This is a genomic window from Argonema antarcticum A004/B2, from assembly GCF_023333585.1.
Taxonomy (GTDB): domain Bacteria; phylum Cyanobacteriota; class Cyanobacteriia; order Cyanobacteriales; family Aerosakkonemataceae; genus Argonema; species Argonema antarcticum.
This window is the reverse complement of the sequence record NZ_JAIQZN010000012.1, coordinates 1-23,010: the sequence shown is the minus strand read 5'-3', so window position 1 is coordinate 23,010 and position 23,010 is coordinate 1. Positions and strand designations below refer to the sequence as shown.

Annotated in this window: 30 protein-coding genes, 1 pseudogene and 1 other annotated feature; of the genes and pseudogenes, 7 read left to right on the top strand and 24 right to left on the bottom strand. The window is 41.7% G+C overall.

Annotation, left to right across the window (positions count from 1 at the left end; all coding sequences use genetic code 11):
* Position 1 precedes the first annotated feature (1 nt).
* The 18 genes from LAY57_RS07675 to LAY57_RS07595 all read right to left on the bottom strand — a co-directional run bounded on the left by LAY57_RS07675 (position 2) and on the right by LAY57_RS07595 (position 14,810).
* Positions 2-721, bottom strand: a complete 720-nt coding sequence (locus LAY57_RS07675) for a class I SAM-dependent methyltransferase (protein ID WP_249065818.1) — start codon at positions 719-721, stop codon at positions 2-4.
* Positions 722-769: 48 nt separating this feature from the next.
* Positions 770-1,609 carry a hypothetical protein gene (locus LAY57_RS07670; protein ID WP_249065817.1) on the bottom strand — a complete coding sequence of 280 codons (840 nt, stop codon included), beginning with the start codon at positions 1,607-1,609 and terminating at the stop codon, positions 770-772.
* Between the two features lie 61 nt (positions 1,610-1,670).
* Positions 1,671-2,561 (bottom strand): glycosyltransferase family 2 protein, encoded by an 891-nt coding sequence (locus LAY57_RS07665; RefSeq protein ID WP_249065816.1) that lies wholly within the window; start codon positions 2,559-2,561, stop codon positions 1,671-1,673.
* A gap of 112 nt (positions 2,562-2,673) precedes the next feature.
* Entirely contained in the window at positions 2,674-3,894 is a 1,221-nt protein-coding gene (locus LAY57_RS07660; RefSeq protein WP_249065815.1) for a glycosyltransferase family 4 protein, read from the bottom strand.
* A 12-nt stretch (positions 3,895-3,906) separates the two neighbouring features.
* A complete protein-coding gene (locus LAY57_RS07655; RefSeq protein ID WP_249065814.1) occupies positions 3,907-4,845 on the bottom strand; it encodes an FkbM family methyltransferase in 939 nt (312 codons plus the stop codon).
* Positions 4,846-4,857: 12 nt separating this feature from the next.
* Positions 4,858-5,589 (bottom strand): FkbM family methyltransferase, encoded by a 732-nt coding sequence (locus LAY57_RS07650; protein WP_249065813.1) that lies wholly within the window; start codon positions 5,587-5,589, stop codon positions 4,858-4,860.
* 56 nt (positions 5,590-5,645) lie between these two features.
* Complete coding sequence (locus tag LAY57_RS07645; protein WP_249065812.1) at positions 5,646-6,584, bottom strand: glycosyltransferase family 2 protein; 939 nt, start codon at positions 6,582-6,584, stop codon at positions 5,646-5,648.
* 96 nt (positions 6,585-6,680) lie between these two features.
* Positions 6,681-7,595 carry an NAD-dependent epimerase/dehydratase family protein gene (locus LAY57_RS07640; RefSeq protein WP_249065811.1) on the bottom strand — a complete coding sequence of 305 codons (915 nt, stop codon included), beginning with the start codon at positions 7,593-7,595 and terminating at the stop codon, positions 6,681-6,683.
* Positions 7,585-7,710 (bottom strand): hypothetical protein, encoded by a 126-nt coding sequence (locus tag LAY57_RS35765; RefSeq protein WP_275993720.1) that lies wholly within the window; start codon positions 7,708-7,710, stop codon positions 7,585-7,587. Before LAY57_RS35765 ends, LAY57_RS07640 begins: the two co-directional genes overlap by 11 nt.
* A gap of 59 nt (positions 7,711-7,769) precedes the next feature.
* Positions 7,770-8,075 carry a hypothetical protein gene (locus tag LAY57_RS07635; RefSeq protein WP_249065810.1) on the bottom strand — a complete coding sequence of 102 codons (306 nt, stop codon included), beginning with the start codon at positions 8,073-8,075 and terminating at the stop codon, positions 7,770-7,772.
* 45 nt (positions 8,076-8,120) lie between these two features.
* Entirely contained in the window at positions 8,121-9,398 is a 1,278-nt protein-coding gene (locus LAY57_RS07630) for an ABC transporter ATP-binding protein (RefSeq protein ID WP_249065809.1), read from the bottom strand.
* Between the two features lie 123 nt (positions 9,399-9,521).
* Positions 9,522-10,400, bottom strand: coding sequence for a glycosyltransferase family 2 protein (locus LAY57_RS07625; protein ID WP_249065808.1), 879 nt, complete (start codon positions 10,398-10,400; stop codon positions 9,522-9,524).
* Between the two features lie 38 nt (positions 10,401-10,438).
* Entirely contained in the window at positions 10,439-11,782 is a 1,344-nt protein-coding gene (locus LAY57_RS36150) for a B12-binding domain-containing radical SAM protein (protein WP_249065807.1), read from the bottom strand.
* 104 nt (positions 11,783-11,886) lie between these two features.
* On the bottom strand, positions 11,887-12,720 hold the full coding sequence (locus LAY57_RS07615; RefSeq protein WP_249065806.1) for an ABC transporter permease: 834 nt from the start codon (positions 12,718-12,720) through the stop codon (positions 11,887-11,889).
* Positions 12,721-12,920: 200 nt separating this feature from the next.
* Positions 12,921-13,844, bottom strand: a complete 924-nt coding sequence (locus LAY57_RS07610) for a class I SAM-dependent methyltransferase (RefSeq protein WP_249065805.1) — start codon at positions 13,842-13,844, stop codon at positions 12,921-12,923.
* Positions 13,845-13,881: 37 nt separating this feature from the next.
* Positions 13,882-14,184 carry an ABC transporter permease gene (locus LAY57_RS07605; RefSeq protein ID WP_338022371.1) on the bottom strand — a complete coding sequence of 101 codons (303 nt, stop codon included), beginning with the start codon at positions 14,182-14,184 and terminating at the stop codon, positions 13,882-13,884.
* Positions 14,159-14,353 (bottom strand): hypothetical protein, encoded by a 195-nt coding sequence (locus tag LAY57_RS07600; RefSeq protein WP_249065804.1) that lies wholly within the window; start codon positions 14,351-14,353, stop codon positions 14,159-14,161. Before LAY57_RS07600 ends, LAY57_RS07605 begins: the two co-directional genes overlap by 26 nt.
* Before the next feature lie 148 nt (positions 14,354-14,501).
* A complete protein-coding gene (locus LAY57_RS07595) occupies positions 14,502-14,810 on the bottom strand; it encodes a CU044_2847 family protein (RefSeq protein WP_338022374.1) in 309 nt (102 codons plus the stop codon).
* Here LAY57_RS07595 and LAY57_RS07590 point away from each other — a divergent pair.
* The 7 genes and pseudogenes from LAY57_RS07590 to LAY57_RS07560 all read left to right on the top strand — a co-directional run bounded on the left by LAY57_RS07590 (position 14,809) and on the right by LAY57_RS07560 (position 18,853).
* The gene (locus LAY57_RS07590; RefSeq protein ID WP_249065802.1) at positions 14,809-15,321 is read left to right on the top strand and encodes an nSTAND1 domain-containing NTPase; all 513 of its coding nucleotides are present in this window, start codon (positions 14,809-14,811) and stop codon (positions 15,319-15,321) included. The two genes, LAY57_RS07595 and LAY57_RS07590, sit on opposite strands and share 2 nt — an antisense overlap.
* Positions 15,322-15,368: 47 nt before the next feature.
* Positions 15,369-16,058, top strand: a complete 690-nt coding sequence (locus LAY57_RS07585) for a transposase (RefSeq protein WP_249065801.1) — start codon at positions 15,369-15,371, stop codon at positions 16,056-16,058.
* Positions 16,059-16,077: 19 nt separating this feature from the next.
* Positions 16,078-16,236: a transposase gene (locus LAY57_RS07580; protein WP_249065800.1), complete on the top strand. Its 159-nt coding sequence runs from the start codon at positions 16,078-16,080 to the stop codon at positions 16,234-16,236.
* 14 nt (positions 16,237-16,250) lie between these two features.
* Positions 16,251-16,433, top strand: a pseudogene (locus LAY57_RS07575) (Uma2 family endonuclease); the annotation flags it as partial.
* 187 nt (positions 16,434-16,620) lie between these two features.
* Positions 16,621-16,944, top strand: coding sequence for a hypothetical protein (locus tag LAY57_RS07570; protein WP_249065799.1), 324 nt, complete (start codon positions 16,621-16,623; stop codon positions 16,942-16,944).
* 146 nt (positions 16,945-17,090) lie between these two features.
* Positions 17,091-17,636 (top strand): GIY-YIG nuclease family protein, encoded by a 546-nt coding sequence (locus LAY57_RS07565; RefSeq protein ID WP_249065798.1) that lies wholly within the window; start codon positions 17,091-17,093, stop codon positions 17,634-17,636.
* 5 nt (positions 17,637-17,641) lie between these two features.
* Positions 17,642-18,853, top strand: coding sequence for a serine/threonine protein kinase (locus LAY57_RS07560; protein WP_249065797.1), 1,212 nt, complete (start codon positions 17,642-17,644; stop codon positions 18,851-18,853).
* A gap of 260 nt (positions 18,854-19,113) precedes the next feature.
* Here the strand turns inward: LAY57_RS07560 and rplL are convergent, their stop codons facing one another.
* From rplL to secE, 6 genes are all read right to left on the bottom strand, one after another.
* The gene (gene rplL, locus LAY57_RS07555; protein ID WP_249065796.1) at positions 19,114-19,503 is read right to left on the bottom strand and encodes a 50S ribosomal protein L7/L12; all 390 of its coding nucleotides are present in this window, start codon (positions 19,501-19,503) and stop codon (positions 19,114-19,116) included.
* An 83-nt stretch (positions 19,504-19,586) separates the two neighbouring features.
* Positions 19,587-20,144 (bottom strand): 50S ribosomal protein L10, encoded by a 558-nt coding sequence (rplJ, locus tag LAY57_RS07550; protein ID WP_249065795.1) that lies wholly within the window; start codon positions 20,142-20,144, stop codon positions 19,587-19,589.
* A gap of 136 nt (positions 20,145-20,280) precedes the next feature.
* Positions 20,281-20,451 (bottom strand) — a sequence feature (ribosomal protein L10 leader region).
* Positions 20,452-20,474: 23 nt separating this feature from the next.
* Entirely contained in the window at positions 20,475-21,188 is a 714-nt protein-coding gene (rplA, locus tag LAY57_RS07545; protein WP_249065794.1) for a 50S ribosomal protein L1, read from the bottom strand.
* A 135-nt stretch (positions 21,189-21,323) separates the two neighbouring features.
* Complete coding sequence (gene rplK / locus LAY57_RS07540; protein WP_249065793.1) at positions 21,324-21,749, bottom strand: 50S ribosomal protein L11; 426 nt, start codon at positions 21,747-21,749, stop codon at positions 21,324-21,326.
* A 7-nt stretch (positions 21,750-21,756) separates the two neighbouring features.
* Positions 21,757-22,404 (bottom strand): transcription termination/antitermination protein NusG, encoded by a 648-nt coding sequence (gene nusG / locus LAY57_RS07535; RefSeq protein WP_249065792.1) that lies wholly within the window; start codon positions 22,402-22,404, stop codon positions 21,757-21,759.
* The gene (gene secE, locus LAY57_RS07530) at positions 22,401-22,625 is read right to left on the bottom strand and encodes a preprotein translocase subunit SecE (protein ID WP_249065791.1); all 225 of its coding nucleotides are present in this window, start codon (positions 22,623-22,625) and stop codon (positions 22,401-22,403) included. The genes nusG and secE overlap by 4 nt, the downstream gene beginning before the upstream one ends.
* Between the last annotated feature and the right edge of the window lie 385 nt (positions 22,626-23,010).

The following is a 23,010-nucleotide window of genomic DNA, read 5'->3' as shown; positions in this document are numbered from 1 at the left end:
TCTAAGTAACTTTTTGAGCAATAATTACTAAATCCCAAGGCTTTCCCCATTTGAAATGCTTATCGGCATACCCAAATCCACGAACCAGAAATAGTGGCATAAAACTACGTTTGCCTCTACCAATAACAAAAAATTGCCATTGCCACAGATAAGATAAAATTCTCATCAAAATATGGAAGCAATAAGCATAATGCTTGATTATAAAATTACTCTTTATAAGTATTTCGGAAAGTTCTTCTAGAGTATAACCTTCACGCACGTGTGCTGGATCGTTAGGTGCCGGAGGAGTTGGTACACTTATCAATAAAAATCCTCCTGGCTTGAGAACTCGCGCTAACTCGAAGATGGCTTGACCATCTTCTTCTATATGTTCGATGACCTCCGTGCAAAGACAAGAATCAAAAGTTGCATCTTCAAAGGGAACAGAAGTTAGAGAACCCTGATATGCTTTGTGTCTTTTATCTGCTCTTTGTTGAGGAATAGAAGGCATATCTATATCCAAGTTAACTATTTCAGCTATCTCTTTAAATGACTCCAAAAATTCAGAATACAGACCTTCGCCACATCCTGCATTTAGGCATTTTCCCTTTAACTCTTTATCTGTAACAAGGTTTTTAAATGTATGAGTTTGTATAATTACTCTCGCTTCATCCAACCAACCGGGTCTCAAGTATTGGAGCCAAATTGATTTAACCGATCTTTGTGCTAAAGTTTTGATCATAAACATCCTAAAATATCTAAAATTATTAAATTTAAAAATTGCTAAGATTTAAATTACCCCCGCTAACCAAAACTTGTGTCTAACCGGGCTAACATAATGCCTCAGAGCAATTTTGTTGCCAGCATACTTGTCTGAATAAATAAACTGATCGTCAAGTTGTACAAGAAATTGGCGAGCGCATAATGGTTTCGCTTGGTTGTAGTGCATGGTCAAATGTATCATAGTCTGCTCGGTGAAATAATTAGGAACATCTTTAGACTCGACAAAACGCTTAATTGGTATTTCCCAATTTAAAGGTTCTTGTAATAACATAAATCCGCTATTCACGGGACTTATTTTTTCAAATTCATTATGAATAAAACGCCGATCTAATGCCAAAGCGCAGTCCAGCAAACATCTAGGTTGCCGTTCGACTGACTGAGTTAGGGTAATTAAGCCTTTAGCTCCAGGAAAAAATAAAATATCTGAATCGGCATAGATAGTCGCCTGATTAATCGGGATTGACATTAAAACAGCCAGTTTTTTACCTAATGGATGGCTATCGGCATAAGCATACACGCACTGAGGTAAGTCTTTTTTCAGAATACTTTCCATATCTACCACGTCTACACAAGGACTAATTTGACGTAGTAACTGGCAACTAGCTGGAGAATAAGTGCCATCAGAAATTACGATAAACTCGTCAGGAATACCAACATAGCGGATAAAAGAGCGAATGCTAGCTACCTGTTCGGGTAAATCGCGATCGCATGAAAATGAATAGACTGTTATTTGAACTTTGTAAGTTTGTGGAATCGGTAGTTTTACTATCCAGGGAAGGAAGGAAGTATAAAGGGAACGAAAAAGATGTCCCTGCATTCTAGCTGCACGATAGCCAATATTAACCATAAATTTAATTTGCTTGCCTAAATAGTAGTAAAAATGATTTTTTTGTTTTTTTTAGCCTACACTATATTTTCCTCCTGACAACAGCTTGAATAATTAGTTTCCAAAAAATCGGCCAGCACACAAGGGTAGGTCTAGAAGCTAACAAAGCAATTATCTTAATAGGATCTTGCAATGCTTGACTATAGATCGCAGGTTGGAGTGTCATATAATCTTCTAGTTCTCTTAAAAACCAAAGCCTGGCCAGAGACGGAAGTTTTTTTGACTCAGATAATGCTACTTTGTAATATTCTGCCAAGGCACCAGAATAATTTTGTTCGGTCTTGCTATTTCCGTGATATTTTACTTCCGTCCAAACTTGATTTATATAAATGGTTTTTGGATTTTGAGAAATACTTCTCAGAAAAAATTGATAGTCCATCAAACCATAAAGTTCTTTATATAGAGGAAAACACTTATCAGCTATTTTTTTTGCCACAAACACAGATGGTTGCGGCAATCCCCAAAATAACCAAAACTTAAGGTACTGGTAAAAATCAACAGGAAGGGAATGAATAATTTCTTCCCGACCATCAAGAAATAGGTTACGACAACTTCCAGCAATAAATTCATATCCACTTAAATACAGCTTGCTCACAGTTTGCAAGCAAGTTGTATTTGCATAGGAATCATCAGCATTCAGCCATACAAAAAGATCGCCTGTACAGTGCTGAAAGCCCTTATTGATCGCATCTGTTTGCCCAGCATCTGGTTCGCTGATCCAATAATCAAGATACTTTTCATACTTTTTGATAATTTCAACAGTGTTATCTTTAGAGCCACCATCAATAATGATATACTCTAAATTTGGATAGCCTTGCAGTAATACGGATCGAATAGTTTCTTCAATAAATCGACCGTAATTATAACTAGGAGTCACGACACTAATGCGAGGCCACTCAGAACCATCAGGCATTCGTTCTGATAATGGCTGATTTTCTTCAGTCCAAGGCCATCCGGTTTTTTCTGGGGGTGGAGGAGGTAGATCCTTTAAAGTTAAACTATTAATAATCATCGGCATATTTGACCTATTTTTGCAATAATTGACGATACAATTCAATATATCGGTGAGCCTGTAGTTCGAGACTGTATTCCTGAATAGCGATCGCTCTACACTGCTGACTCATGCGATCGCGTAGATTTTCATCTGACAACAGTTGGACAATCCCATTACGTAAGTCTTCAGTATCCTCCGGTGGGGCTAAGTAGCCCGTGATACCCGGACGAACCAGATCTGGCACCCCACCTATTTTAAACGAAACCATCGGTGTACCGCAAGCCATGCTTTCTTGCAGCACCAGGGGTAGATTATCGGCACGGGTGGGAAAAACGAACAAATCAGCAGCAGAATAGGCAATTGCTTTGAGCCGATCGCCGCTGGCAAAGCCAAGATTCACAGTAGGCAACTCAGCAGCTTCAGCCATTGCTTCACCGCCATCACCGAGAATCAAAAGTACGGTTTCGGCTTTTAACGATGCAGGTAGGCTTTCCAGCGCTTTCAAGAGCAGGTCGTCGCCTTTGCGCGGATCTTTGAGACTGCCAGCACAAAACACGATCACCTTTTTCCTCGTCGGTATGCCGAGCATAGAGCGACATTGTTGTGGATCGAGCGGTTGGTAGATTTCTGTGTCGATACCGTAGGGAATATTATGAATAGGAAAGCGATTGAGCATACTTTGCTTAACTTGCGCGGTCAGCCAGGTACTGGGTGTAACAATTGTTAGATTTGAGCGGCTGTATACCCAGTCTTTTAGCTTCCACTCTATTTTGGTATTATCTACATTAATGCCGGGATAAGTATCGGGGTAAGGACACTTTCCACAGCCTATTTTCCAGCGATCGCAGTCATAACTATAGGCACAATGACCTGTAAAGCTCCACATATCGTGAAGGGTAAAAACTGCTGGTTTTTTGGCTGTCAATGAGGGAATCGCCAGGTAGTTAAAATAGCCGGTATGAAGATTGTGAAAATTGAGTATATCTGTTTTTTGATAAAAGGCGTGTTTAGGAATATCGAAGCTGCTAACCATGTGGATATGGTTAAAGCCAAGACGCCAACTAAAGCGATAAATTTGATCTTCAATACGCTTCTTCCTGGTTACGACAGCGACGCGATCGCTGCTTGTTTTGACTTCTCCGACTAGCAATCGCGAATCAACCCCTTGAGCTAACAAGCCTTGATGGAGTCTGTAGGCTGCGATCGCCGCTCCCCCAGCAGTATCTGACTGATTGATGTGAAGGACATTCATCTCTTTGCTTATTTATTCCTCAAAAATTTGTTTCAATCCAAACATCAATCTCTTATTAATATCTTCTGGAAGCCATCTCAAAATTTTACCTACTGTTGACGAAGGTGTTTTTGGTTTATTTATCCAGGTTTTTGGCATTTCTAGATAAGCAAACATATCTCCATCTATAATTTCTAAATCTTTAAAATAGCCAGCTAGTTCCAATCCATAATCAAAACATTTCATTCCTTTGCAAATTAGCAAAGACTTAAGAGCTTCCTCCAAACTAGGTTTTTTGTCCTGACCGATATAATCGAATAGCCACAAAGCTTCACACCAAAGCGGCTGGTGCTTTCCATATTCAGCTAGAGAATTCTTACGGCAAACTTTGTAAATTTTTGTGTCAAACATCAAAAATCCTTTCGATCGCAGTAATTCATCTATTTGGGCATAAGTGGTTTCTCCTATGTAATTTTCTACAAATCCCGTTTCAGTTTCCACACAAAAAGCATTTTTCAAAAGTAAATCTCCAGACTTTAGAATAGGCAATTCTAACCCTTGAGTGTCAATTTTTATGATGTCAGCCTTCAAACCTTGTTCGCTGGATAATGCGTTTAAAGTCGTACAGAGTACAGAATCTGTTCCCGTTTCTTTGAACAAATCGTGAAAAGAGAAACGGTTTAACCAGTTGTGATTTGGGCGTAGTAACGACGAACAGCCAATTCTTTGGGTCAAGTAGATTGTTTTTGTTCCCTCTTCGCCCCCAATAGCGTAGGGAAGGTATTTCGCTGTCTTATAGGGGTGAGGTAGACTGCTCAAGCGATCGCATTCTTCCGCATTTGGGTCAAATCCTGTATACGATAGCAGCGGAAATAGCTGCTCCCACTTGTCTTCTAGAGACCCACTACAGCCTATATCTACAAAATCAATTGATTCAACTTGCTGAAACGGATTTTTCATGGTACCAAGCATTAAATATTTTCCTTATTCACGAAAACCAAAAATATTCAATATCATATCCATACCTGAGTAAATGTCAAGTTGATAACAAGGCTGAGGAGAGGGACGCATCTGGTGAATATGCAGCCTAAAACCAGCTTTTGTCAGTATATTCAATATAAGGTGCAGAGTTTGAGGTTCATTTGCAAATGAATGATATTCAACAAACAAATTCTCTACATTGACTAATAAATCTTCACAATCTTTTATTACCTCCGTTTCCGCACCTTCAATATCTAGCTTTAGAAAATCCACAGGTTTACTCAAGTACTCACCCAGGCGAACTGTTGAAACTTTGTATTTTTCTTTGTCTTCCTCAAGTTGAATTACTCTTCCTGCATCTGCACCCTCAGACATAAATTCAAGGGTAGTTTCTGACTTCCAAACTGCTTTATTAATTAGTTCAACCTCAGATAAGCCAAACCTATGTACATTACTTTTTAACACATTAAAAACTTTTATATCTGGTTCAAAGGCGACAATGTTACTTTTGGGATAAACTTGTTTAAAGTATAAAACACTTAAACCTATATTAGCTCCACAATCTAAAATAAAGGGATCTGACTTTTTAGTTTTAAACCTGTAAATCTGCTGCTCAAATATCTCTTTATACATAAAAATAAACGAAGCACTATCTACTAATTCTATCTCTTTTCCCAGTATATCACTTGAAGTGTGTGTATAACGCGGTGTCTTTATCAATTTTTGTACAGCCAACTGATATTTTCTGTAATCAGGTCGCAGGAACAACTTACCTAAATGCTTCAAATCCCTTAAAAACATGATATTAATTTTCCTTTGATTGATGACAATCGCCGCCGCACCTGGTTAATTAAAGTGTAGCTTTCTCTTATGTTTTTTCCACCAAATAGATATTCAAATGTGTAACTGTCAGCCTCTCTATGCCTAAATATAAATGGGGGGTGTTTTATTTCGCTGATATCATTTATTGGCAATTGCGCCCAAGGACTATCATAACAGGTATGCGTTCCGTCATTGCCGAAGCCAATATTTGAAATCAGGTTACAGTTAGGAATTATTGTTAGACCATTTTGACACCAACAAGTATAAAGCCATTGATAATCCCAGGTATCTATACCACCATCAAATACAAGGTCAAATATGTCTGTCCAGTATTTTTGTTCGACGGGATCTTCGCAGACTGAATAAATAAAATCTAGCTTTTTGTATTCAGGCCACGATTTCATTTCAACATCATAGTGCTGCCAAGCTCTTCTCCAAGAAGCCCAGCCCCAAATGTGGGTATATTTTGAAAAATAATAACTATACTCAGTCCTGCTATTACCTAACTGAAAATTATCGCCGCTAATCATCATAACCCGCTCATCATTACGGTAGCGATTTAGCATAGTTTCGCAAAAACCAAAAAACGATGGGTCTGGTAAACAGTCATCCTCTAATATAATCGCTTCTTCTACTTCTGAAAAAACCCAATCTAGCCCACTAGACACTCGATATTTGCATCCCCGGTTTTTCTCTGAAAAATTAGTTAATACCTCGCATTCCCAATCTATCTTATCGATAACTGCTGCCCTAGCCTTCTGGCACTTTTCGTCTTCTTCGGGGAAGCGTGGGCCATCTGCAACGATTAACAGCTTTTTAGGTTTCGCTTTAGCGATCGCCTCAAAAACTATCTCCGTCAGAGCAGGACGATTGAATATGAAAAAGGCAATAGGTGTGGATATAGACATAGCTTATATCATTATTATATATTTTCTGTTACACAAAATTACATTTTTCGTGCATTTCCCTGAACCCCAGTTCGCCAATCTATATAATAACACAAATTATTGCCTACTATTTTGTATTCTTCTAATCCCTTCCCTAATACCTACCTTAGCTTTCCAGCCCGGTAATAGGGCTCCTTTGTTCCACGGTACCATCACCTCTCGATTTCGATACGGTCTACCGCCCCATTTAATCGCCACTTTTCTCCCAGTTTCTTGCTCATAGACTTCCACAATTTCTTTTAATTTTAACGGCGAACCTGTCGATACTTCATATTTTTCATGCCCCTGCACTTCTTTACTTTGCAAACGGGACGCGGCGACTATATAAGCATCAACTACATCGTCAACATACACCAGCTCTATCAACTGTTCGCCGGGAGACATGGCCAATTGTTTTGAGTATTTTGCCGTTTTTTCGAGCAGAGTAAATAGGTTTTCTCTGGGATCGTTAGGCCCGTAGGTGTCAAATAGTTTAAGAGTGATTACTTGTAATGGTGTCGTTTCTATATAAAACTGAAGTATTGCCTCAAAAGCTTCTTTGGTCGCAGCATATAAGCAAACCGGACTGTATTCCTTGTTTTCGTAATGCTGCCATGACGTACCTGTGTTCACCAAATAGTAAATTTGATGCGCTACCATTGCTTCAACTAAATGAGTGGCAAAGCTGATATTGCTCTCCAACATAGGCAAAATATCGGCTGGTGTATGTTGCGCCAGACATAACGATGCTAAATGAAATACCACCGTGGGCCTGACTGCTTCAACAATGGCAAACAATCCCTCTGTCGTGCCATCATGAGTATGGATAGCGATGCTATCTCGAAGACGCTGTAGATGTCCCAGTGTAGAGCTTGGACGGATAACTATATGTACCCGCCAGCCTAACTCTACCAGCTGATGTGTTAAGTGTGACCCTATAAAGCCAGTAGCACCAGTCACTAGGGCAATATTTGATGATTGTTTAGCCACCATGAGTAGCTTCCTCGGTGTAACGAAAGGGACTCCAGAAATGTTTATATGCGATCGACTGGTTTGATTTTACTTGTAAAAGTACAGTTTGTTCGATCGAATCTCTGTTAAACATCATTCTATAGTCTTTATAGACAGCTATTGGGCAGAATCATCGGCTCTAATACATGAGAGGAATTAATCTGAATTAATACAATTTTCGGGAAAAGGTAAGGGAAAGGATGACAAGTTTAAGCAAATGTCGCTAGCTTCGTTCAAATCAACTGCGATCCATCCCTCTAGCCGCTTTTGCGATTCACCCAGTTCAATATTAATTGGTTGACTGCCTTTTATTAAAGTGTCTATGATTTTTATATTACTTATCAAAATTCTTTTCTCTCTTTCTCTTTGGTAAATATAAGCTTTAATTAATTTTATAAAGTCTATAATAGTTTCGGGTAAAATTTTATAAGCAACAGGTTTTAATTTATTTGTCAGTGACATAACGCGCTCCAATTTTGTTAATATTTTCTCAAATGCTTTGTGCAGTTAGCTAGTAGACCACTCTGCCTTAGCTAAAATTTTGCAGTGACTTGGAAGTCCGGGACTGCCTGTACCAAAGAAATCTCCTGCTTCTATACTTACAGAAGCAGCATCTTCGATGTAATCGAGTATTTCTCTATCTGCATCGGATATAAAAATAGAAAATCGGTATAAACCATTCGTTAGGGGAAGATTTTTGATTCTACAGACGATTTGTCCCCGATCAGCCTTAAGCTCAAGATTACTGTTTGTAAAGTTAGTTCTTAATAGAAAAACTATTATATCTCTTTCATCATAAATATCCAGACTGACAACAACGTCTTTAATAATAATTCCTGTGTGATTATGATAGCCTATTTCAAAGTAATAATCTTTGCCTGATTCTAAAGAAACTTCTTCTCTACCTTCTTCGTTCAAAATTCTAAAACTATACGCCCTTACCTTTCCCGAACCACTGCGATCGCGCCTTTGAGACAGCGGCGTCCCTCGTGCAACGCTAAAAGCCTTGTTTAGATAAATCCTACTAGCTTCTTCCGCAGAAGTGTCTGAACATAGAGTTCCAGACTCAAGCAAAATTCCCCGATTGCACAAAGATGTCATAGTGTTCATGCTATGACTAACAAACAAAACAGTTCGTCCGTCTCTGCCAACATCCTCCATTTTCCCTATACATTTTTTTTGAAATCCTACATCCCCCACCGCCAAAACTTCATCCACCAATAGAATTTCTGGTTCTAAATGGGCTGCTACTGCAAAGGCCAGCCTAACATACATTCCTGATGAATATCGCTTTACTGGCGTATCTAAAAACTTTTCCACTTCGGCAAAGGCGACAATTTCATCAAATTTCTTTTTAATTTCGGTTCGGCTCATCCCCAAGATAGCACCATTAAGATAAATATTCTCCCGTCCTGTTAACTCTGGGTGAAATCCGGTTCCTACCTCCAAGAGACTTGCTACTCGTCCTTTGATAGAAATACGTCCGGTAGTAGGTTCGGTGATGCGGCTTAAAATTTTAAGGACTGTGGATTTTCCGGCACCGTTTCGACCTATAATACCAACTCGATCGCCTTGCTTAATCTCAAACGATACATCCTTTAAAGCCCAAAATTCTTCATAAGCTGGGTTGGGAACTTTTTGGCCAAAAGGTTTGAGTAAATTTCGACCAAAAGACTTTGCTCCTCTTACCATTGACTCACGCATAGTGTTGTAAGGCAAGCGCTGCTGATGCCCAATAACGTATTTCTTACCCAGATTCTCTACAAGGATTACTGTATCAGACACGCCCTCAATTCCTACCTAAATTACACTAGCCGACCTAATTTGTCTAGATAGACTTTAAACTTTTTGCTTAGTCTTTCCAAGCAATGCTTTAACTATGCTGCTTTTTGTCTTACCCCTATATTTTTATCCTTCCATAGTTTCTCTTCCTTTATTTTTGGTTTCTAGGAGTAACTTAAAATTGCGATACGTTAAATACCAAGGTACTAACAGATCCAACCAGATAAAGTGGTAATTTTTATTTTGTTTTAAATCTCGATATAGCAGAGATATTAAAACTCCTTTTAAATGCACAAAGTAAGCATTGTGCAAAAACCATTTGAATGTAATATCTTTATAGGTGGGATAGCTAAATCTTAAGTATCTCCAGTACGTATCCAAAATAGAAGGAATACTGTCATGGCGAAGATGGTTAACAATTGCACCTGGTTCATATACAGCGTGGTAACCTTTCTCGTAAATTCGCTTTGACATATCTACATCCTCTCCATTTGTTCTTAACTTCTCGTTAAACCATCCGACTTCTTCAACTACAGATTTGCGTACAAGACTGTTGTTGCCATACATGAACGGAGGGTTATACAAACGATTATCTCCCCAATCTTGAGTCATGTGTACTTTGCGCCATCGATCGGCCCATGACTCCTGTATAGCCTCCACCAACCTACCACCTGCGACGGCAATTTTTTCGTCTTCTTCTAACGAGGCGACTAACTTCTCAAGCCAATGAGAATCAGCTACACAATCGGCATCTAAAGATGCCACCCATTCATTGCTTGCATTCCGAAAGCCTGTATTGCGGGCAGCGGAAAGTCCTTTATTAACCTCATGTTTGATGATTCGTACCGGGTATTGCTCAGCAATTTCCACAGTCCCATCCTGGCTACCATCATCGATCACCAAAATTTCATCTACCGGATAGGTCTGATTTAATATTCCCTCAATACAACGCGCAATATAGTTTTCTACATTGAAGCTGGGAATGTATAGTGAAATTTTTGGCATTTTATCTTTCATTTGGCTAAACTATCTCCTGCTTTAGACTAATTTCTTCTGAGATCCTCCACTAAAACTTGCATTTTTTTGCTTCCGTCTACTTCTCGTTTGTAATTTGAATCTATCTCCGCTCCCTCATACTTTTCGAGTTTGCCCTGTTTTCGGAGAGTATAGAGTGGGGTTCCCTCAATTTCAGCAGTTCCTGATTCTTGGAAGCTATCAAAGGGCAGGGAAGCTATGAAGCGTTTTGTGTCCAGCATTTCCTCCTTCGTTTCTCCCGGTAAACCATAAGTGAAAGTGCCGTGAACAGTCATTCCGATTTGCTTTAACTCGCGAACTATCTGCGCGGCATACTCCAGATCTAGGTGCTTATTGACGATCTTGTCTACCACCCGTTGATTGCCACTTTCAAACCCTAACTTGACACCAAAACAACCGCTTTCTTTCATCAATTTCCACGTTCCCATTTGGATGGTATCAGCTCGACACATGGCTGACCAAGGAATGCCAATTCGAGACATCACTTCGCACATTTTTACCACATGGCTGTTGCCCAAGTTGAATGTGTCGTCATCGAAGTAAATGCACTTGTATTGGAAGCGATCGATTAATTCTCGAATGAAAGCCTCCATGTACTCCGGTGAGTAGTGGCGTACTGTGCGTGTTTTGGTACCGTCTGGGTCGTTACCAGTCATAGCGGCAGGCCATACACAAAAAATACATTTGAATGGACACCCACGACTGCTCCAAATCTGGGCATGAGGTGCTACTTGCCCAACTGGATTGCCGTCCCAATAACGGTAGGCGTGAAGTTCATCAAAATAGGGAAACGGCGCTGCGTTCATTTCTGCTAAACTTAGCAGGTCAAAGTCAATAATTCCAGACTCTCCATTTAGGACACGCACGCTGCCTTTTTCGTATTCACCTCTAATGCAGGCGTGAACGGGATAATTAGTGAGGATTTCTTCAGACTTAATAGTTGTAATCGGGCCTGTTACTACAATTTTAGTTTCTGGCAGACGTTTGTGGATTTGCTCGATCAATAAGCGATCGTGTTCCCAACTCGGTGTGGTAATTTCAATGAATATGTAATCGTATCGTTCCTCTTCTAAGTTTCTAAAGTAACTGTTGTACGATTCCCGTAAAGCGATACTGTCACGGAAACGCACATCATATCCCGTCTCTTTTTTGGCATAAGTTGTGGCGTATCCCATGAAAAATGGGTAAGGTAGGTATTCGCCAAACTTAAAATTATCTGGGCTACAGTTACTCACGTAGGTAAAAGGCCATCGCGAACCTGCTCTTACCCCAACACGCCAGTATTTTTTCCAGAACCAGAGCCTTCCTTCTTTTTTTTCCCACCAAGGTGGGTTGCTAAATAAAACTTTCACGATATTCTTCTCCTTTTGTTAATCTTAAATAAATAGATTTTTTTGTTTCCGTTCAACCAGTATTAATTCAATTTTTAGATCTATCATTTTTCCACTTTTCCTCGCTAAATTACATCAGCAAAAGTGCGTTCCGTCTTGCGGAAATACCAAACACCACTGGCAAATAACAAGGCTACCAATGCTAATGACAAGATGAATTTCGGCCAGTCAAGTTCGACCTTTCCACCCAATATAGCCCAGCGAAAGCCGTCAATCACCCCCACCATTGGATTCAATGAATAAATCATACGCCATTGTTCTGGCACAATGCTACTGCTAAAACCGACTGGAGATATATACAGACCAAACTGGACGATAAAGGGTACAATGTAACGAAAATCTCTGTATTTTACATTTAGCGCTGCCAACCATAAACCAGCACCCATTGCTGCTCCAAAAGCAATCAAAATAAACAGCGGTAGAGTTATGATACGCCAATCGGGGACAAAATTGTACCAGGCCATTAGCGCCAACAAGATTATGCCAGAAACCAGGAAATCTACAAAACTGACAATCACTGCGGAACCAGGCACAATTAAGCGAGGAAAGTAGACTTTAGAAATTAAATTGGCGTTGCCGATTAGACTGTTGCTGCATTCCGAAAGCGCATTGGCAAAGAATTGCCAGGGTAGCATAGCTGCAAAAACTAGGATTGGATAAGGGACACCTTCTGAGGGTAACTTGGCTAGCTTGCCAAACACCACCGTGAAAACAACCATTGTTAGAAAAGGTCTAATTAAGGCCCAGGCAATGCCGATCGCGGTTTGTTTGTAGCGTACCACAATATCCCGCCAAGCCAGGAAGTAGAATAACTCCCGGTAGCGCCACAGGTCTTTCCAGTATTGCTTTTCGGTGCGACCCGCCTCAATTATTAATTCAGTTTTATCTTCATAAGTCATAAATGCAGGCAAGTTAGGTAATTATTTTGACAAATAAAGGCAGAAGCAGAGGGCATAAGGAAAAACATCTAAATTCACTAACATCATCAGGCTCGATCCCCTGTTGGCTGGCCAATCAACTAAATCCGTGTGTTATTGAGCTGCGATCGGCTCTCGAAGTTCACCCATCCTTAATTAAGATAGCATCCTTAACAAAATGGTCAAGTTTGATAAAATGCTTCTATGCTTTCTTCAACATCTTTATTTACATTTCTATAAAGTACACCCATACCACTTGAAGTTCGTCGGAGTAGTCTGTGTTTGAAATCATTTTTTGCTCCAAGCTCTGCTATCTTTTGCCAACCCTCTAGCATATTCCAGTCTAAAACATCATGAAAAGCGACTACACATGATTTAGATAAATAGGGTAAGCTTACTTCAAAATCCAGGAAAACTTGTTCGTTGGTGTGTAATCCATCTATGAATAAAAAATCTATTCTTTCAACAAGCTCTCCTAAAAATTGCGGTACATCTTGGGGAGATGAACCTATATGAATCTTTAGATCTATGTTCAATTTTTTAGCAATTTTCCTGGTTAAATCTAACCCTTCTTTAGCCTGTCCACCTTCCGTGAGATTATCAATTCCATATAAGGATATGGATGGATTAATTAAACCCAATGCAATTGTAGACCACCCAGCTGCTATACCTATCAAAAACCCTTTCTTGGGCTGTAATTGTTTTAAAACATTCTCAAAAAAATAAATTTCATCAATAGCTATTCCACCACCAGTACTAAGGTATTGCACCTCTTCTTCCCTCCCTCCTTTAGATTTTTTACTATCTCTAATTGCTATTATTTTATACAATTCTAGAAGAAAATGATTTTTCTTTAAAACAGCTTTTATAGCTTTAAACAAGAAGGCAAACTCTCTACCTTCGTATTCACTTATATAAGGCAGAGGCAGTGATTTTGCGGCATAATGACTGTCTGGCAACTTTTCCAATTGGTTCAAAGAATCAGACAATATCAGAGAGGCAAAAGGGCCTCCCGGATTTTCCCGCCAAGGATTCAGACCAACCCGGACTGTGTAGCCTTCTTCAGCATAAGCTTTTAATAGCTTAACTAAAACGTTTTCACCCATAATTAATTACATCCTGTTTAAAACAAACGTATTCTCATCATTTTTTTAGGCAATTAGCAAAGAATTGCCAGGGTAGCATGGCGGCAAAAACCAGAATCGGGTAGTTTACGGTGGGAGTCTTATATGTTAAAACTGCCAGCTTGCCAAAGACAACCGTGAAAACAACCATTGTTAGAAAAGGTCTAATTAAGGCCCAGGCAATGCCGATCGCAGTCTGCTTATACCGTACCACAATATCCCGCCAAGCTAGGAAGTAGAGTAACTCTCGGTATCGCCACAGGTCTTTCCAGTATTGCTTTTCGGTGCGACCCGCCTCAATGATTAATTCTGATTGATTCATAAGTGCGATGAATGGCAAGTAACAATTTTTTACTCTTAGAGGCGAGATTTGCCGATCGCTCCTTGGAACCGATCGATCGCGTATCTTCAGTACCGATAGGCTTCATAGCTTCCATTTCGGACAAGGAACGGCTTAAAGTCTGAGTACTGTTGAGTCTTGTTTGACTCATTAGGTTTCTGTATCCCACACTTAAGATAGCACCCTTGGCAAGGCGATCGACTCCATTAAACCCAGATCTCGCACCAATCTCCCACCAGTCAGGAAATTAACGATCCTGGCTAAGTTCAGATCTTACTTAGAGTTTCTGCACATCTATCTTAAGGAGTATTTTGGCTTTTGTGAGGATCTGGGAACTTACACTTTACCTCAATTTCAAAGTTGCTCTCTGCTGAACCCTCTGTCAGAAAAGGAATGCCAGTTTTGCCACCCAGTTTAATGCCAAATTTGATTGTGACTTCTTCTACTTCGGCATCGCTAAAATCTTTGAACGCACCTATCACAAATTTGGTATAGCTGCGAATCTTTTTGTGAACGTCCTTGATGTTAACGGTGGGTATGCCAGCGCGGGTTCCTGGGCCATCATATTCTGCATCGGGGACATCATAATCTGTGTCTGACGGTGCGATGAAAAGTTCTTACTCCGTACCGTCTTCATCTTTGACGAGTAGGCGTTCTACTTCTGACATAAGTAACTTTGGTTATTTGCTGAGGACCAAAGTAGCAGAAATTCCCGACTCGCGGTTGGCAATTGTGACGACAATGCGGGCGGATTTTCTGGAATATTGTTTGAGTTATGAGTCGCTGACTGAGTTGATTCAAAATCAAGCCGTATATATGCCGCCTTTGTTGGGGGCAGAATTAGAGGAAGCAATAGCAAAACCTGCTAATCTTCAAGGTTATGATCTGGAAACTGGTTTGCTGGGAGCGATTTTGGATGATGTGGGGAAGGAGAAAGACTGTTTACCTTTGTTGCAGTTTGCGCTGACGGAACTTTGGGAACGCGACAAACAAAAGCATCGGCTAACTTTAGAACAGTATCGGGCGCTGGGGGGAGTAACTGGGGCGCTGAACCGTCACGCGGAAAAGGTTTATAGATATAAGTATGGTTCTTCCGTACTTGATGTGCTAAAATATTAAGATAAAGTGGCAATTTAGAGTAATTAAGAGCAATTATGAAAAGGGTAATGACCAAAATATTAAATTTACCTGGGGTGATAGTAGAAGATAGCAAAGAAACAGCCGAAACATTAATATTATCTGTAAGAGTAGAGAAAAAAACAGGGGCTTGCCCGCGCTGTGGTCGGATAAGCCATCGTCTTCATCAAAATAAAGGTCATTTGGTAAGAGATTTACCCATAGGGGGTAGAGAAGTTATTCTAAAAGTAAATCGGCGACGATTCAAGTGTGAAAATTGCCAAAAGCCTTTTAGCGAGACTTTAGACTTTGTAGGGAATAAAAAAAGTTTTACTTATAGATACGCCCAATCTGTGACCGAGCAAGTTATTCATAGTGACGTCAGCAATGTAGCTAAAAATAATGGATTAACCGAAGAAGAAGTCTGGTCAATGGTAATATCGGTAGCCAAAAAAGTCATACCCATTAATGTAGAGAATTTAAAGATATTAGGGATAGATGAAATTAGTTTGGTCAAAGGACAAGGAAAAATAATCGTAGTTTTAGTAGACTTAGAATCCCATAAGCTACTAGGATTAGTGCCATCTCGAACCCAATCACAAATAGAAAAAGTGATGCGACAATGGGGGGGGAAAGTCCTATCACAGATAGAAGAAGTAAGTATGGATATGACTGGTAATTATAAATCATTAGTCCAAAAAATGTGTCAGAATGCACAAGTAACAGTGGACAACGATTAAGCGTTGGTTCCCCGAGGTAGTGGGTTACTTTGAAAAGCGAACAACCAATGGAATAGTAGAAGGCATTAATAACAAATTAAAATTATTAAACCGATGTGGTTTTGGCTTTAATAATTTCCATAACTTTGAAATACGGGCTTTACTTTTCTGGCCTTATCCTCCTAATTTAGCACACTAAGTACGGAAGAACCACAATTTCGCTGGATTGTTGTGATTAAAGAAAATCTCGAAATTTTGTTTGCCAACAACGATGATGTCTTTGTCGCCGGAGATCTTCTTTGGTATCCTGTTCAAGGAAATAATACCATTCGCCTAGCACCTGATGCAATGGTCGTCTTTGGCAGACCGAAAGGTGACAGAGGTTCCTACAGACAATAGCCCCATCACCTTCACAATTCTTTATTTTCCCCTCTTCCTCCGCTAGCTGACACAGGTCACACAATCCAATAGGCTGATAAAAGTGGCAATTTTTCCATAACTCAGTTCTACCCACCAACAAAAGTGGGTATTTTTAACCGAATACATATCAAGCGCACTTTGTCAACAACTAGGTATCAGTCAAATGTCTCTCAAAATCATCGAAAATTTTGATGGCAACTTCACTCTTGAGCCAGAGGCTAAAGAAACTTTATTTGATTTACTAAAAGCTGAAGCCTTCCGAGAGCAAATCGCCGAACAGGTTAAATCCGAGCAGGTTGAGTTCACAGAATTACTATTTCAACCCGTACCTTACAGCAGCGCCACCCCCAAAGGAATGCCAGTGGAATTCGAGCCATATTACGAATCTCCCGAACACGCTATCATCAACGTTCCACCTAATTTCATGTTCAAAGCCAAGATTTTCAAACCCAGCCGACTCTGTGCAATTTATCGGAAAATCGGATAATAAAATCGCTGAATTCAAACAATGCTCGACTCCCAATACGGATACAAACCACCGGCTTAAGTCGCGCACAGAAAATTTTTTCCTTATTTGAGCGACCCGGATTTATCGGGTCAATCCAAAATCCCAAATCTAAAATCTAAAATCGAATGACAACTCAAACAGATATTACCTCTCTCGCTAGCTTAGAAGATATTCCCTATTTGGATGAAGCTGGCAAATTACCTGATATGTTGCAGGCAAAGATTGGGGTATACGCGATTTTTAACGAAGAGAAAATACTGCAATTTGTCGGCTATTCTCGCGACGTTTATCTCAGCTTGAAACAACACATTGCTCGTCAGCCCAAAAATTGTCACTGGCTGAAAGTCCAAACAATTGAAAAGCCTAACCGGACAATCCTAGAAAATACCCTAAATGCTTGGATTGCCGAAAATGGTACTACCCCATCTGGGAACGGCGAAGATAAGGAAAAATGGACAGAAGCCATAGATGTCAAACCGCTGATGACAGATGAGGAAAAGGCGAATTATGAGAAGACATCGTGGGATGAAGTGGCGCAAGCAAAAGTGCTAAAAAATGTCGCTCGACGAGTCGAAGCGGAAATTTTAGCTGAGGTAAAATCCCGTGGTTGCCTAGAGGATATTCGCTTTAATCCGAAACTCAAAGACAGCGGTTTACTCGATCTAAAATAGTTGGCATGACTCTAAAGCTCTTAAACAATCGCTATCAACTCGTCCAAGCGATCGCAGATGGCAAACCCGTTTTAATTGACTTCGGCGCAGTCAAAGAAACGATGACTACGGTGGTAAATGCCCAAGGCAATCCTACTAATTCAATGGTGATTGGCACTCCTGGTTTTATGCCTTCGGAACAGTCATCAGGTAGACCTATCTACTCTACCGATTTGTACAGCTTAGGGCTAACGGCCATCTATTTGCTTACCGGAAAATTGCCCCAAGAATTAGACATAAACCGGCAGACAGGTGAGTTTATCTGGCGTCAAAATGTCCCGAATATTAACTCCAACTTAGGGGCGGTTTTAGATAAGGCGATTCAGTCTCATCCACGCGATCGCTATTCTACCGCCCGCCAAATGCTCGACGCCTTACACAGTAACCTTTCTCCCGTTGCTGGCGTTCCACTTTCCCAGCAAGCAACAGTAGCGGTATCCCCAGGCGGCGCATCCCAACCAGTTCAAATTCCCAATTCCTCCATCCGTTCCGGCGAGTGGAAAAAAGCAGCGATAATTGCAGGCGGGATCGTTGGCGCTGCGTTTATCATTGGGATTGCGATCGCCAAAGTCCGCCAACCAACCCCACAACAACCCGTAGTACAAAAAAATACTTCGCCCCCTATTCTGAGTTCTCGCACTCCCTTATCATCTCCTTCTTCTCCGCTAACACCCGCCGCTTCTTCTCCCCCTCCCACGGAAGCAACCCCTTCGCGAGAACCAACTCAAGAACCGATCGGGAAAAGCTCATCTGCCAGGATTTTAACCCGTGGAACCGTACCAGCATTTCCTATTGGTACGCCAGAAGACACTGTTAGAAATACATTGGGAAATCCAACCAAAATTACTAAAGGCGTCTGGAAAAATACCCGCGCTGTACTTTATGAAGATTATGTACCGGGTGAAGTTAGCTTAGGTTATTTATTTGACCGAGATACGCAACTTTTGCGCCAAACCGAAATAGCATTCGATCCTTCGATAGACTCGGAAACTATCTTCAAAACTATCAATGAAATGTTAGGCGGTACGGCTTCGCGGGAGATAAAACTACAGCTAGAAAGAGTATATCAAAGGCAATCGAATAGATACTCGTTTCTGACAGGTTCTTTAAAAGGAGTAATTGAGCGAAATAATCGCGATCGCATTTACATAGGCATTTGGGAAGCAGATTTACACTAAATTAGTCATTGGTCAGCGGTCATTAGTTATTGGTAAGTAGATAATTTACAGCGGCTTGCAGCCGAGTGAGGTACGTTACCATTTCGTGAGTAGGGGCGAAGCCCGCCCTACAATTTGTCTGTACCTCACCCATTCGCAAGCCGCTGTATTTCTGATTACCCATTACCCATTACCCCCAAATCAATGACTAATGACTAATGACAAGTAATAAAAAAGAGTCCCAGCGGGACTCCTTAAAAACAAGGTAATAACTCCAGCGATTACTTAACAGTAACCTTACCGCCTGCTTCTTCGATCTGCTTTTTGATGTCCTCAGCTTCTTCCTTCTTAACGCCTTCCTTAATCGGCTTAGGCGTAGATTCCACCAAATCTTTAGCTTCCTTGAGACCCAGACCAGTGATAGTCCGTACCACCTTAAGAATGCCAATTTTCTTATCGGCAGGGACTTCTTCCAGAATAGCGGTAAATTCTGTTTGTTCTTCTACTGGTTCCGCAGCAGCAGCAGCAGCAGCAGGCATCATCATCATGCCACCAGCAGGCGCAGCAGCACTGACGCCAAAGGTTTCTTCAATTTGCTTAACAAGCTCGGCGGCTTCCAGCAATGTCAAAGATTTCAGTTGTTCGACAATTTGATCGGTAGTAGCAGTCATTGATAAACTCCTGAGAATTTTTTACAGTTAATTGAGGGAAATGAGATTTTAAATTGAGGAGCAATCTAAAATCTAAAATCAAGCTAAGCGGCTTCGCTTTCGGTAGCGGCAGTGTTTTCCTTGTCCTTATCGGCCACAGCCTGAAGGCCACGAGCCAGAGAAGCAGGAACTTCGTTGATGGCGATCGCAATTTTGGCAGTCACAGCATTGAGAGCGCCAGCAATCTGAGCGATCAGCTGTTCCTTGGATGGGAGGTCTGCCAGGGCCTTTACATCATTTTGAGACAAGGCGCGACCTTCCATTACAGCACCGCGAAGTTCACTCTTCTTGGTAGCTTTTTGGAACTCTTGGTAAGCCTTGATAGCACCGCTGATGTCTTCCTTAACTAGCAGGAAGGCTGAAGAACCATTGAGAAATTCTTCCATTGCCTGCCAGTTGGCGTCACCGTCAACGGCAATTCCCATCAGGGTGTTTTTGGTCACTTTGCAAACGGTGCCGGTAGGACGCAGCCGCCGCCGCAAATTGGTGATGTCCGCAACGGACAGTCCTTTGTAGTCGATCACCACTGCCATTTGAGACTCGCTTAAGCTTTGCTTAAGCTCTGTGATAATCGCATTTTTGCCTTCTCTTGTTCTACCCATAAGTGTTTCACCTCCTTAAAGTGGGTGCAGAATCGAAAACTTGGATCGGGGCTAAGGGCTAGAAAAGTCGAAAGAAAACAGGGGCTAGGGGCATTTATAATTCTCGACCCCTCTTGCCATCGCCTCTTTCCAGGCCAAACCAAATTAAAAACCCCAGCTTTTGAGCGGGGGTGACGCGATCGCATTTTTGATTTCCTGCCAATCCCACATAAATGGGTCGCAGGCCAAAATGCTATCTTTGGTGTCAACCTCGGCAGGAAATTAAGCTATTAGCTCCTGCTTTCTTTGGCTTTGCCTATTTAGTTTGAAAACAAGCCCTAGCCCATAGTTTTACGCCACTTCGCTGAGTTTCAAGTCCCGCAGCCCGCTGACATCAACCTCAATCGATGGCCCCATCGTCGCCGATACGTATACAGTGCGCCAGTAGCGGCCTTTGGCTCCAGAAGGACGGTTGCGATCGATCGTTTCTTGCAATGCCTTCAGGTTCACCAACAGATCCTGGGTCGAGAAGGATGCCTTGCCAAACAGAATGTGAACAATCCCGGTACGGTCTGCCCGAAACTCTAGTTTACCAGCTTTGAATTCTGCGATCGCCCCTGCCACATCGCTAGTTACCGTACCGCCCTTCGGCGAGGGCATCAAACCGCGTGGCCCCAACAGCTTACCCAGCTTTGCCACCATCGGCATCACATCCGGCGTAGCAATCAGCTTATCAAAATCCATCCTGCCTTTGAGAATTTCGTCGATTAGCTCCTCCGAGCCAACCAAATCTGCACCTGCATTACTAGCTTCGTTTACTTTTTCACCGCGAGCGATTACCGCCACCCGCACCGTCTGACCAGTTCCCTTGGGCAGTACCACCGTCGTCCGCAGCTGTTGATCCGCGTACTTTGGGTCAATTCCCAGCCGGATGTGCGCTTCTGCCGATTCGGGAAACTTAGCTGTGGCGGTTTCCTTTAACAAATTTAGCGCGTCTAACGGCTGATAAGCCCGAACTTCTACTTTCTTACGCAGATCTTGCATTCTGCGCGATTCTTTTTTCATTCTTTATCTCTCCTGGGGTTCTTAGCGAAGCCTAGCTTCTCCCCCGATAGCGTTAACAACAGTCTTGCCTTTTGGCTAATTTTCAATTGCAGATCTAGATTTAAATAAAATCTAAAATCTAAAATTGTTCATGCCCTAATCTGTGACTGCAACACCCATATTGCGGGCGGTTCCTTCCACAATCTTCATGGCTGCGTCAATGTCATTTGCATTGAGGTCAGGCATTTTAGTCTGGGCAATTTCTCTCAATTGCGCCCGCGAAATTGAACCAGCTTTCTTGCGGTTGGGTTCGTTTGAACCTCTCTCAACTCCAGCTGCTTTAGTGATTAGAACCGAAGCAGGAGGGGTTTTCAGAATAAACGTGAAACTGCGATCCTCGTAGACAGAGATTTCTACAGGAACCACCATTCCCACTTGGTCAGCCGTTCTGGCGTTGTACTCTTTGACAAACGCCATAATATTCACCCCATGCTGACCCAATGCTGGGCCGACAGGAGGAGCTGGGTTGGCCTTCCCTGCTGGCAAGGCCAACTTAATAATCGCAACAACTTTTTTGGCCATTTATTCTTTAGTTTTGTTTTTGAACCTGATTGAACTCCAATTCTACGGGTGTATCGCGCCCAAAGATGGAAAGCAACGCCTTGAGTTTGCTACGTTCGGGACTTACTTCAATCACCTCTCCTTCAAAGTCTTTGAAGGGTCCTAAAAGTACCAGGATTCTGTCTCCCACAGCCATATCGATTTTGACGACTGGCTCTTGCTCGCGAGTTTGCTTAAAGATTCGTTCTACTTCTGCATTACTCAACGGCATTGGTTTGACGTGGCCTCGGCCTCTTCCGTAGCGACGTTTTTGTTCAGCCCCTACAAAATTAATCACATTTGGCGTGTTTTTGACAACCTGCCAACTTTCATCGTCCATAATCATCTGGACAAGGACGTAGCCAGGGAAAACTTTTTCGTCGCTTTGGTGTCTGCTGCCATCTTTGCGAATCTTGACAGCTGGTGTCTGAGGAATTTCTACCTGTAAAATTCGATCGGCCACATCCAGGGTTTGAATCCGCTGCTCCAGGTTGGTCTTCACTCGCTTTTCACAGCCAGAAGCAACCTGAACGGCATACCAACGGGAGCCTTCTTGCCCTTCTTCTTGCGAGTTTTCTGTCAAGAGCGATGTTTCCCGCTGATTCCAATCGCGTTGTTCGTCTGCTGCAAAAGTCATCCGAACACCTTTGTTGATGCCCAACTAAAAAAGTTATCTACTAAATAGATCAGAAGTGCAGAAAGAATCACCATTAAAATGACGGCAGCCGATTCGCTGATTAACTGCTGTCGGCTGGGCCAGACCACTTTATCCAGCTCTTCTTTGGTTCCCTGTAAAAAGTTTACGAGGCTAAATCCAGCTGTTGTTTGTTCAGTCTCTGCTTCGCCTTTTTTTGCCACTGCTCCTTAATCCCCCCTTTCTTCTTTCTATCTATGACTTTTGCGACATAAAATTGACACGAAGCGGAATATCACGGTACTTTCTGTGACACCACTTCAAGTTTCGATCGCTCTTTAACCACCCAAATATACCATTATACACACAAATGGTTTCCATAAGACTTACGCAACGATCGAATGCTTAAGTTTTATTCGATTTACTTGGGCACTCAGAACTAAAACCACCCCCAAACAAATGTTTGGCGGCGGTTTGTTCTTATTCATTATTATAGCCTGAAGGCAGATACTTTAGAACTTCCGCTTTTCGCCCCCTTGCCCCTTGCCCCTTGCCCCTTGCCCCTTGCCCCTTGCCCCTTGCCCCTTGCCCCTTGCCCCTTGCCCCTTG

What these genes read in the sequence shown, in the direction of transcription:
- LAY57_RS07675 (WP_249065818.1), bottom strand. Translation starts at nt 721, where the DNA reads ATGATCAAAACTTTAGCACAAAGATCGGTTAAATCAATTTGGCTCCAA.
- LAY57_RS07670 (WP_249065817.1), bottom strand. Translation starts at nt 1,609, where the DNA reads ATGGTTAATATTGGCTATCGTGCAGCTAGAATGCAGGGACATCTTTTT.
- LAY57_RS07665 (WP_249065816.1), bottom strand. Translation starts at nt 2,561, where the DNA reads ATGCCTGATGGTTCTGAGTGGCCTCGCATTAGTGTCGTGACTCCTAGT.
- LAY57_RS07660 (WP_249065815.1), bottom strand. Translation starts at nt 3,894, where the DNA reads ATGAATGTCCTTCACATCAATCAGTCAGATACTGCTGGGGGAGCGGCG.
- LAY57_RS07655 (WP_249065814.1), bottom strand. Translation starts at nt 4,845, where the DNA reads ATGCTTGGTACCATGAAAAATCCGTTTCAGCAAGTTGAATCAATTGAT.
- LAY57_RS07645 (WP_249065812.1), bottom strand. Translation starts at nt 6,584, where the DNA reads ATGTCTATATCCACACCTATTGCCTTTTTCATATTCAATCGTCCTGCT.
- LAY57_RS07640 (WP_249065811.1), bottom strand. Translation starts at nt 7,595, where the DNA reads ATGGTGGCTAAACAATCATCAAATATTGCCCTAGTGACTGGTGCTACT.
- LAY57_RS35765 (WP_275993720.1), bottom strand. Translation starts at nt 7,710, where the DNA reads ATGATGTTTAACAGAGATTCGATCGAACAAACTGTACTTTTACAAGTA.
- LAY57_RS07635 (WP_249065810.1), bottom strand. Translation starts at nt 8,075, where the DNA reads ATGTCACTGACAAATAAATTAAAACCTGTTGCTTATAAAATTTTACCC.
- LAY57_RS07625 (WP_249065808.1), bottom strand. Translation starts at nt 10,400, where the DNA reads ATGCCAAAAATTTCACTATACATTCCCAGCTTCAATGTAGAAAACTAT.
- LAY57_RS07615 (WP_249065806.1), bottom strand. Translation starts at nt 12,720, where the DNA reads ATGACTTATGAAGATAAAACTGAATTAATAATTGAGGCGGGTCGCACC.
- LAY57_RS07610 (WP_249065805.1), bottom strand. Translation starts at nt 13,844, where the DNA reads ATGGGTGAAAACGTTTTAGTTAAGCTATTAAAAGCTTATGCTGAAGAA.
- LAY57_RS07605 (WP_338022371.1), bottom strand. Translation starts at nt 14,184, where the DNA reads ATGAATCAATCAGAATTAATCATTGAGGCGGGTCGCACCGAAAAGCAA.
- LAY57_RS07600 (WP_249065804.1), bottom strand. Translation starts at nt 14,353, where the DNA reads ATGAGTCAAACAAGACTCAACAGTACTCAGACTTTAAGCCGTTCCTTG.
- LAY57_RS07590 (WP_249065802.1), top strand. Translation starts at nt 14,809, where the DNA reads ATGAAAAGTTCTTACTCCGTACCGTCTTCATCTTTGACGAGTAGGCGT.
- LAY57_RS07585 (WP_249065801.1), top strand. Translation starts at nt 15,369, where the DNA reads ATGACCAAAATATTAAATTTACCTGGGGTGATAGTAGAAGATAGCAAA.
- LAY57_RS07570 (WP_249065799.1), top strand. Translation starts at nt 16,621, where the DNA reads ATGTCTCTCAAAATCATCGAAAATTTTGATGGCAACTTCACTCTTGAG.
- LAY57_RS07565 (WP_249065798.1), top strand. Translation starts at nt 17,091, where the DNA reads ATGACAACTCAAACAGATATTACCTCTCTCGCTAGCTTAGAAGATATT.
- LAY57_RS07560 (WP_249065797.1), top strand. Translation starts at nt 17,642, where the DNA reads ATGACTCTAAAGCTCTTAAACAATCGCTATCAACTCGTCCAAGCGATC.
- rplL (WP_249065796.1), bottom strand. Translation starts at nt 19,503, where the DNA reads ATGACTGCTACTACCGATCAAATTGTCGAACAACTGAAATCTTTGACA.
- rplJ (WP_249065795.1), bottom strand. Translation starts at nt 20,144, where the DNA reads ATGGGTAGAACAAGAGAAGGCAAAAATGCGATTATCACAGAGCTTAAG.
- rplA (WP_249065794.1), bottom strand. Translation starts at nt 21,188, where the DNA reads ATGAAAAAAGAATCGCGCAGAATGCAAGATCTGCGTAAGAAAGTAGAA.
- rplK (WP_249065793.1), bottom strand. Translation starts at nt 21,749, where the DNA reads ATGGCCAAAAAAGTTGTTGCGATTATTAAGTTGGCCTTGCCAGCAGGG.
- nusG (WP_249065792.1), bottom strand. Translation starts at nt 22,404, where the DNA reads ATGACTTTTGCAGCAGACGAACAACGCGATTGGAATCAGCGGGAAACA.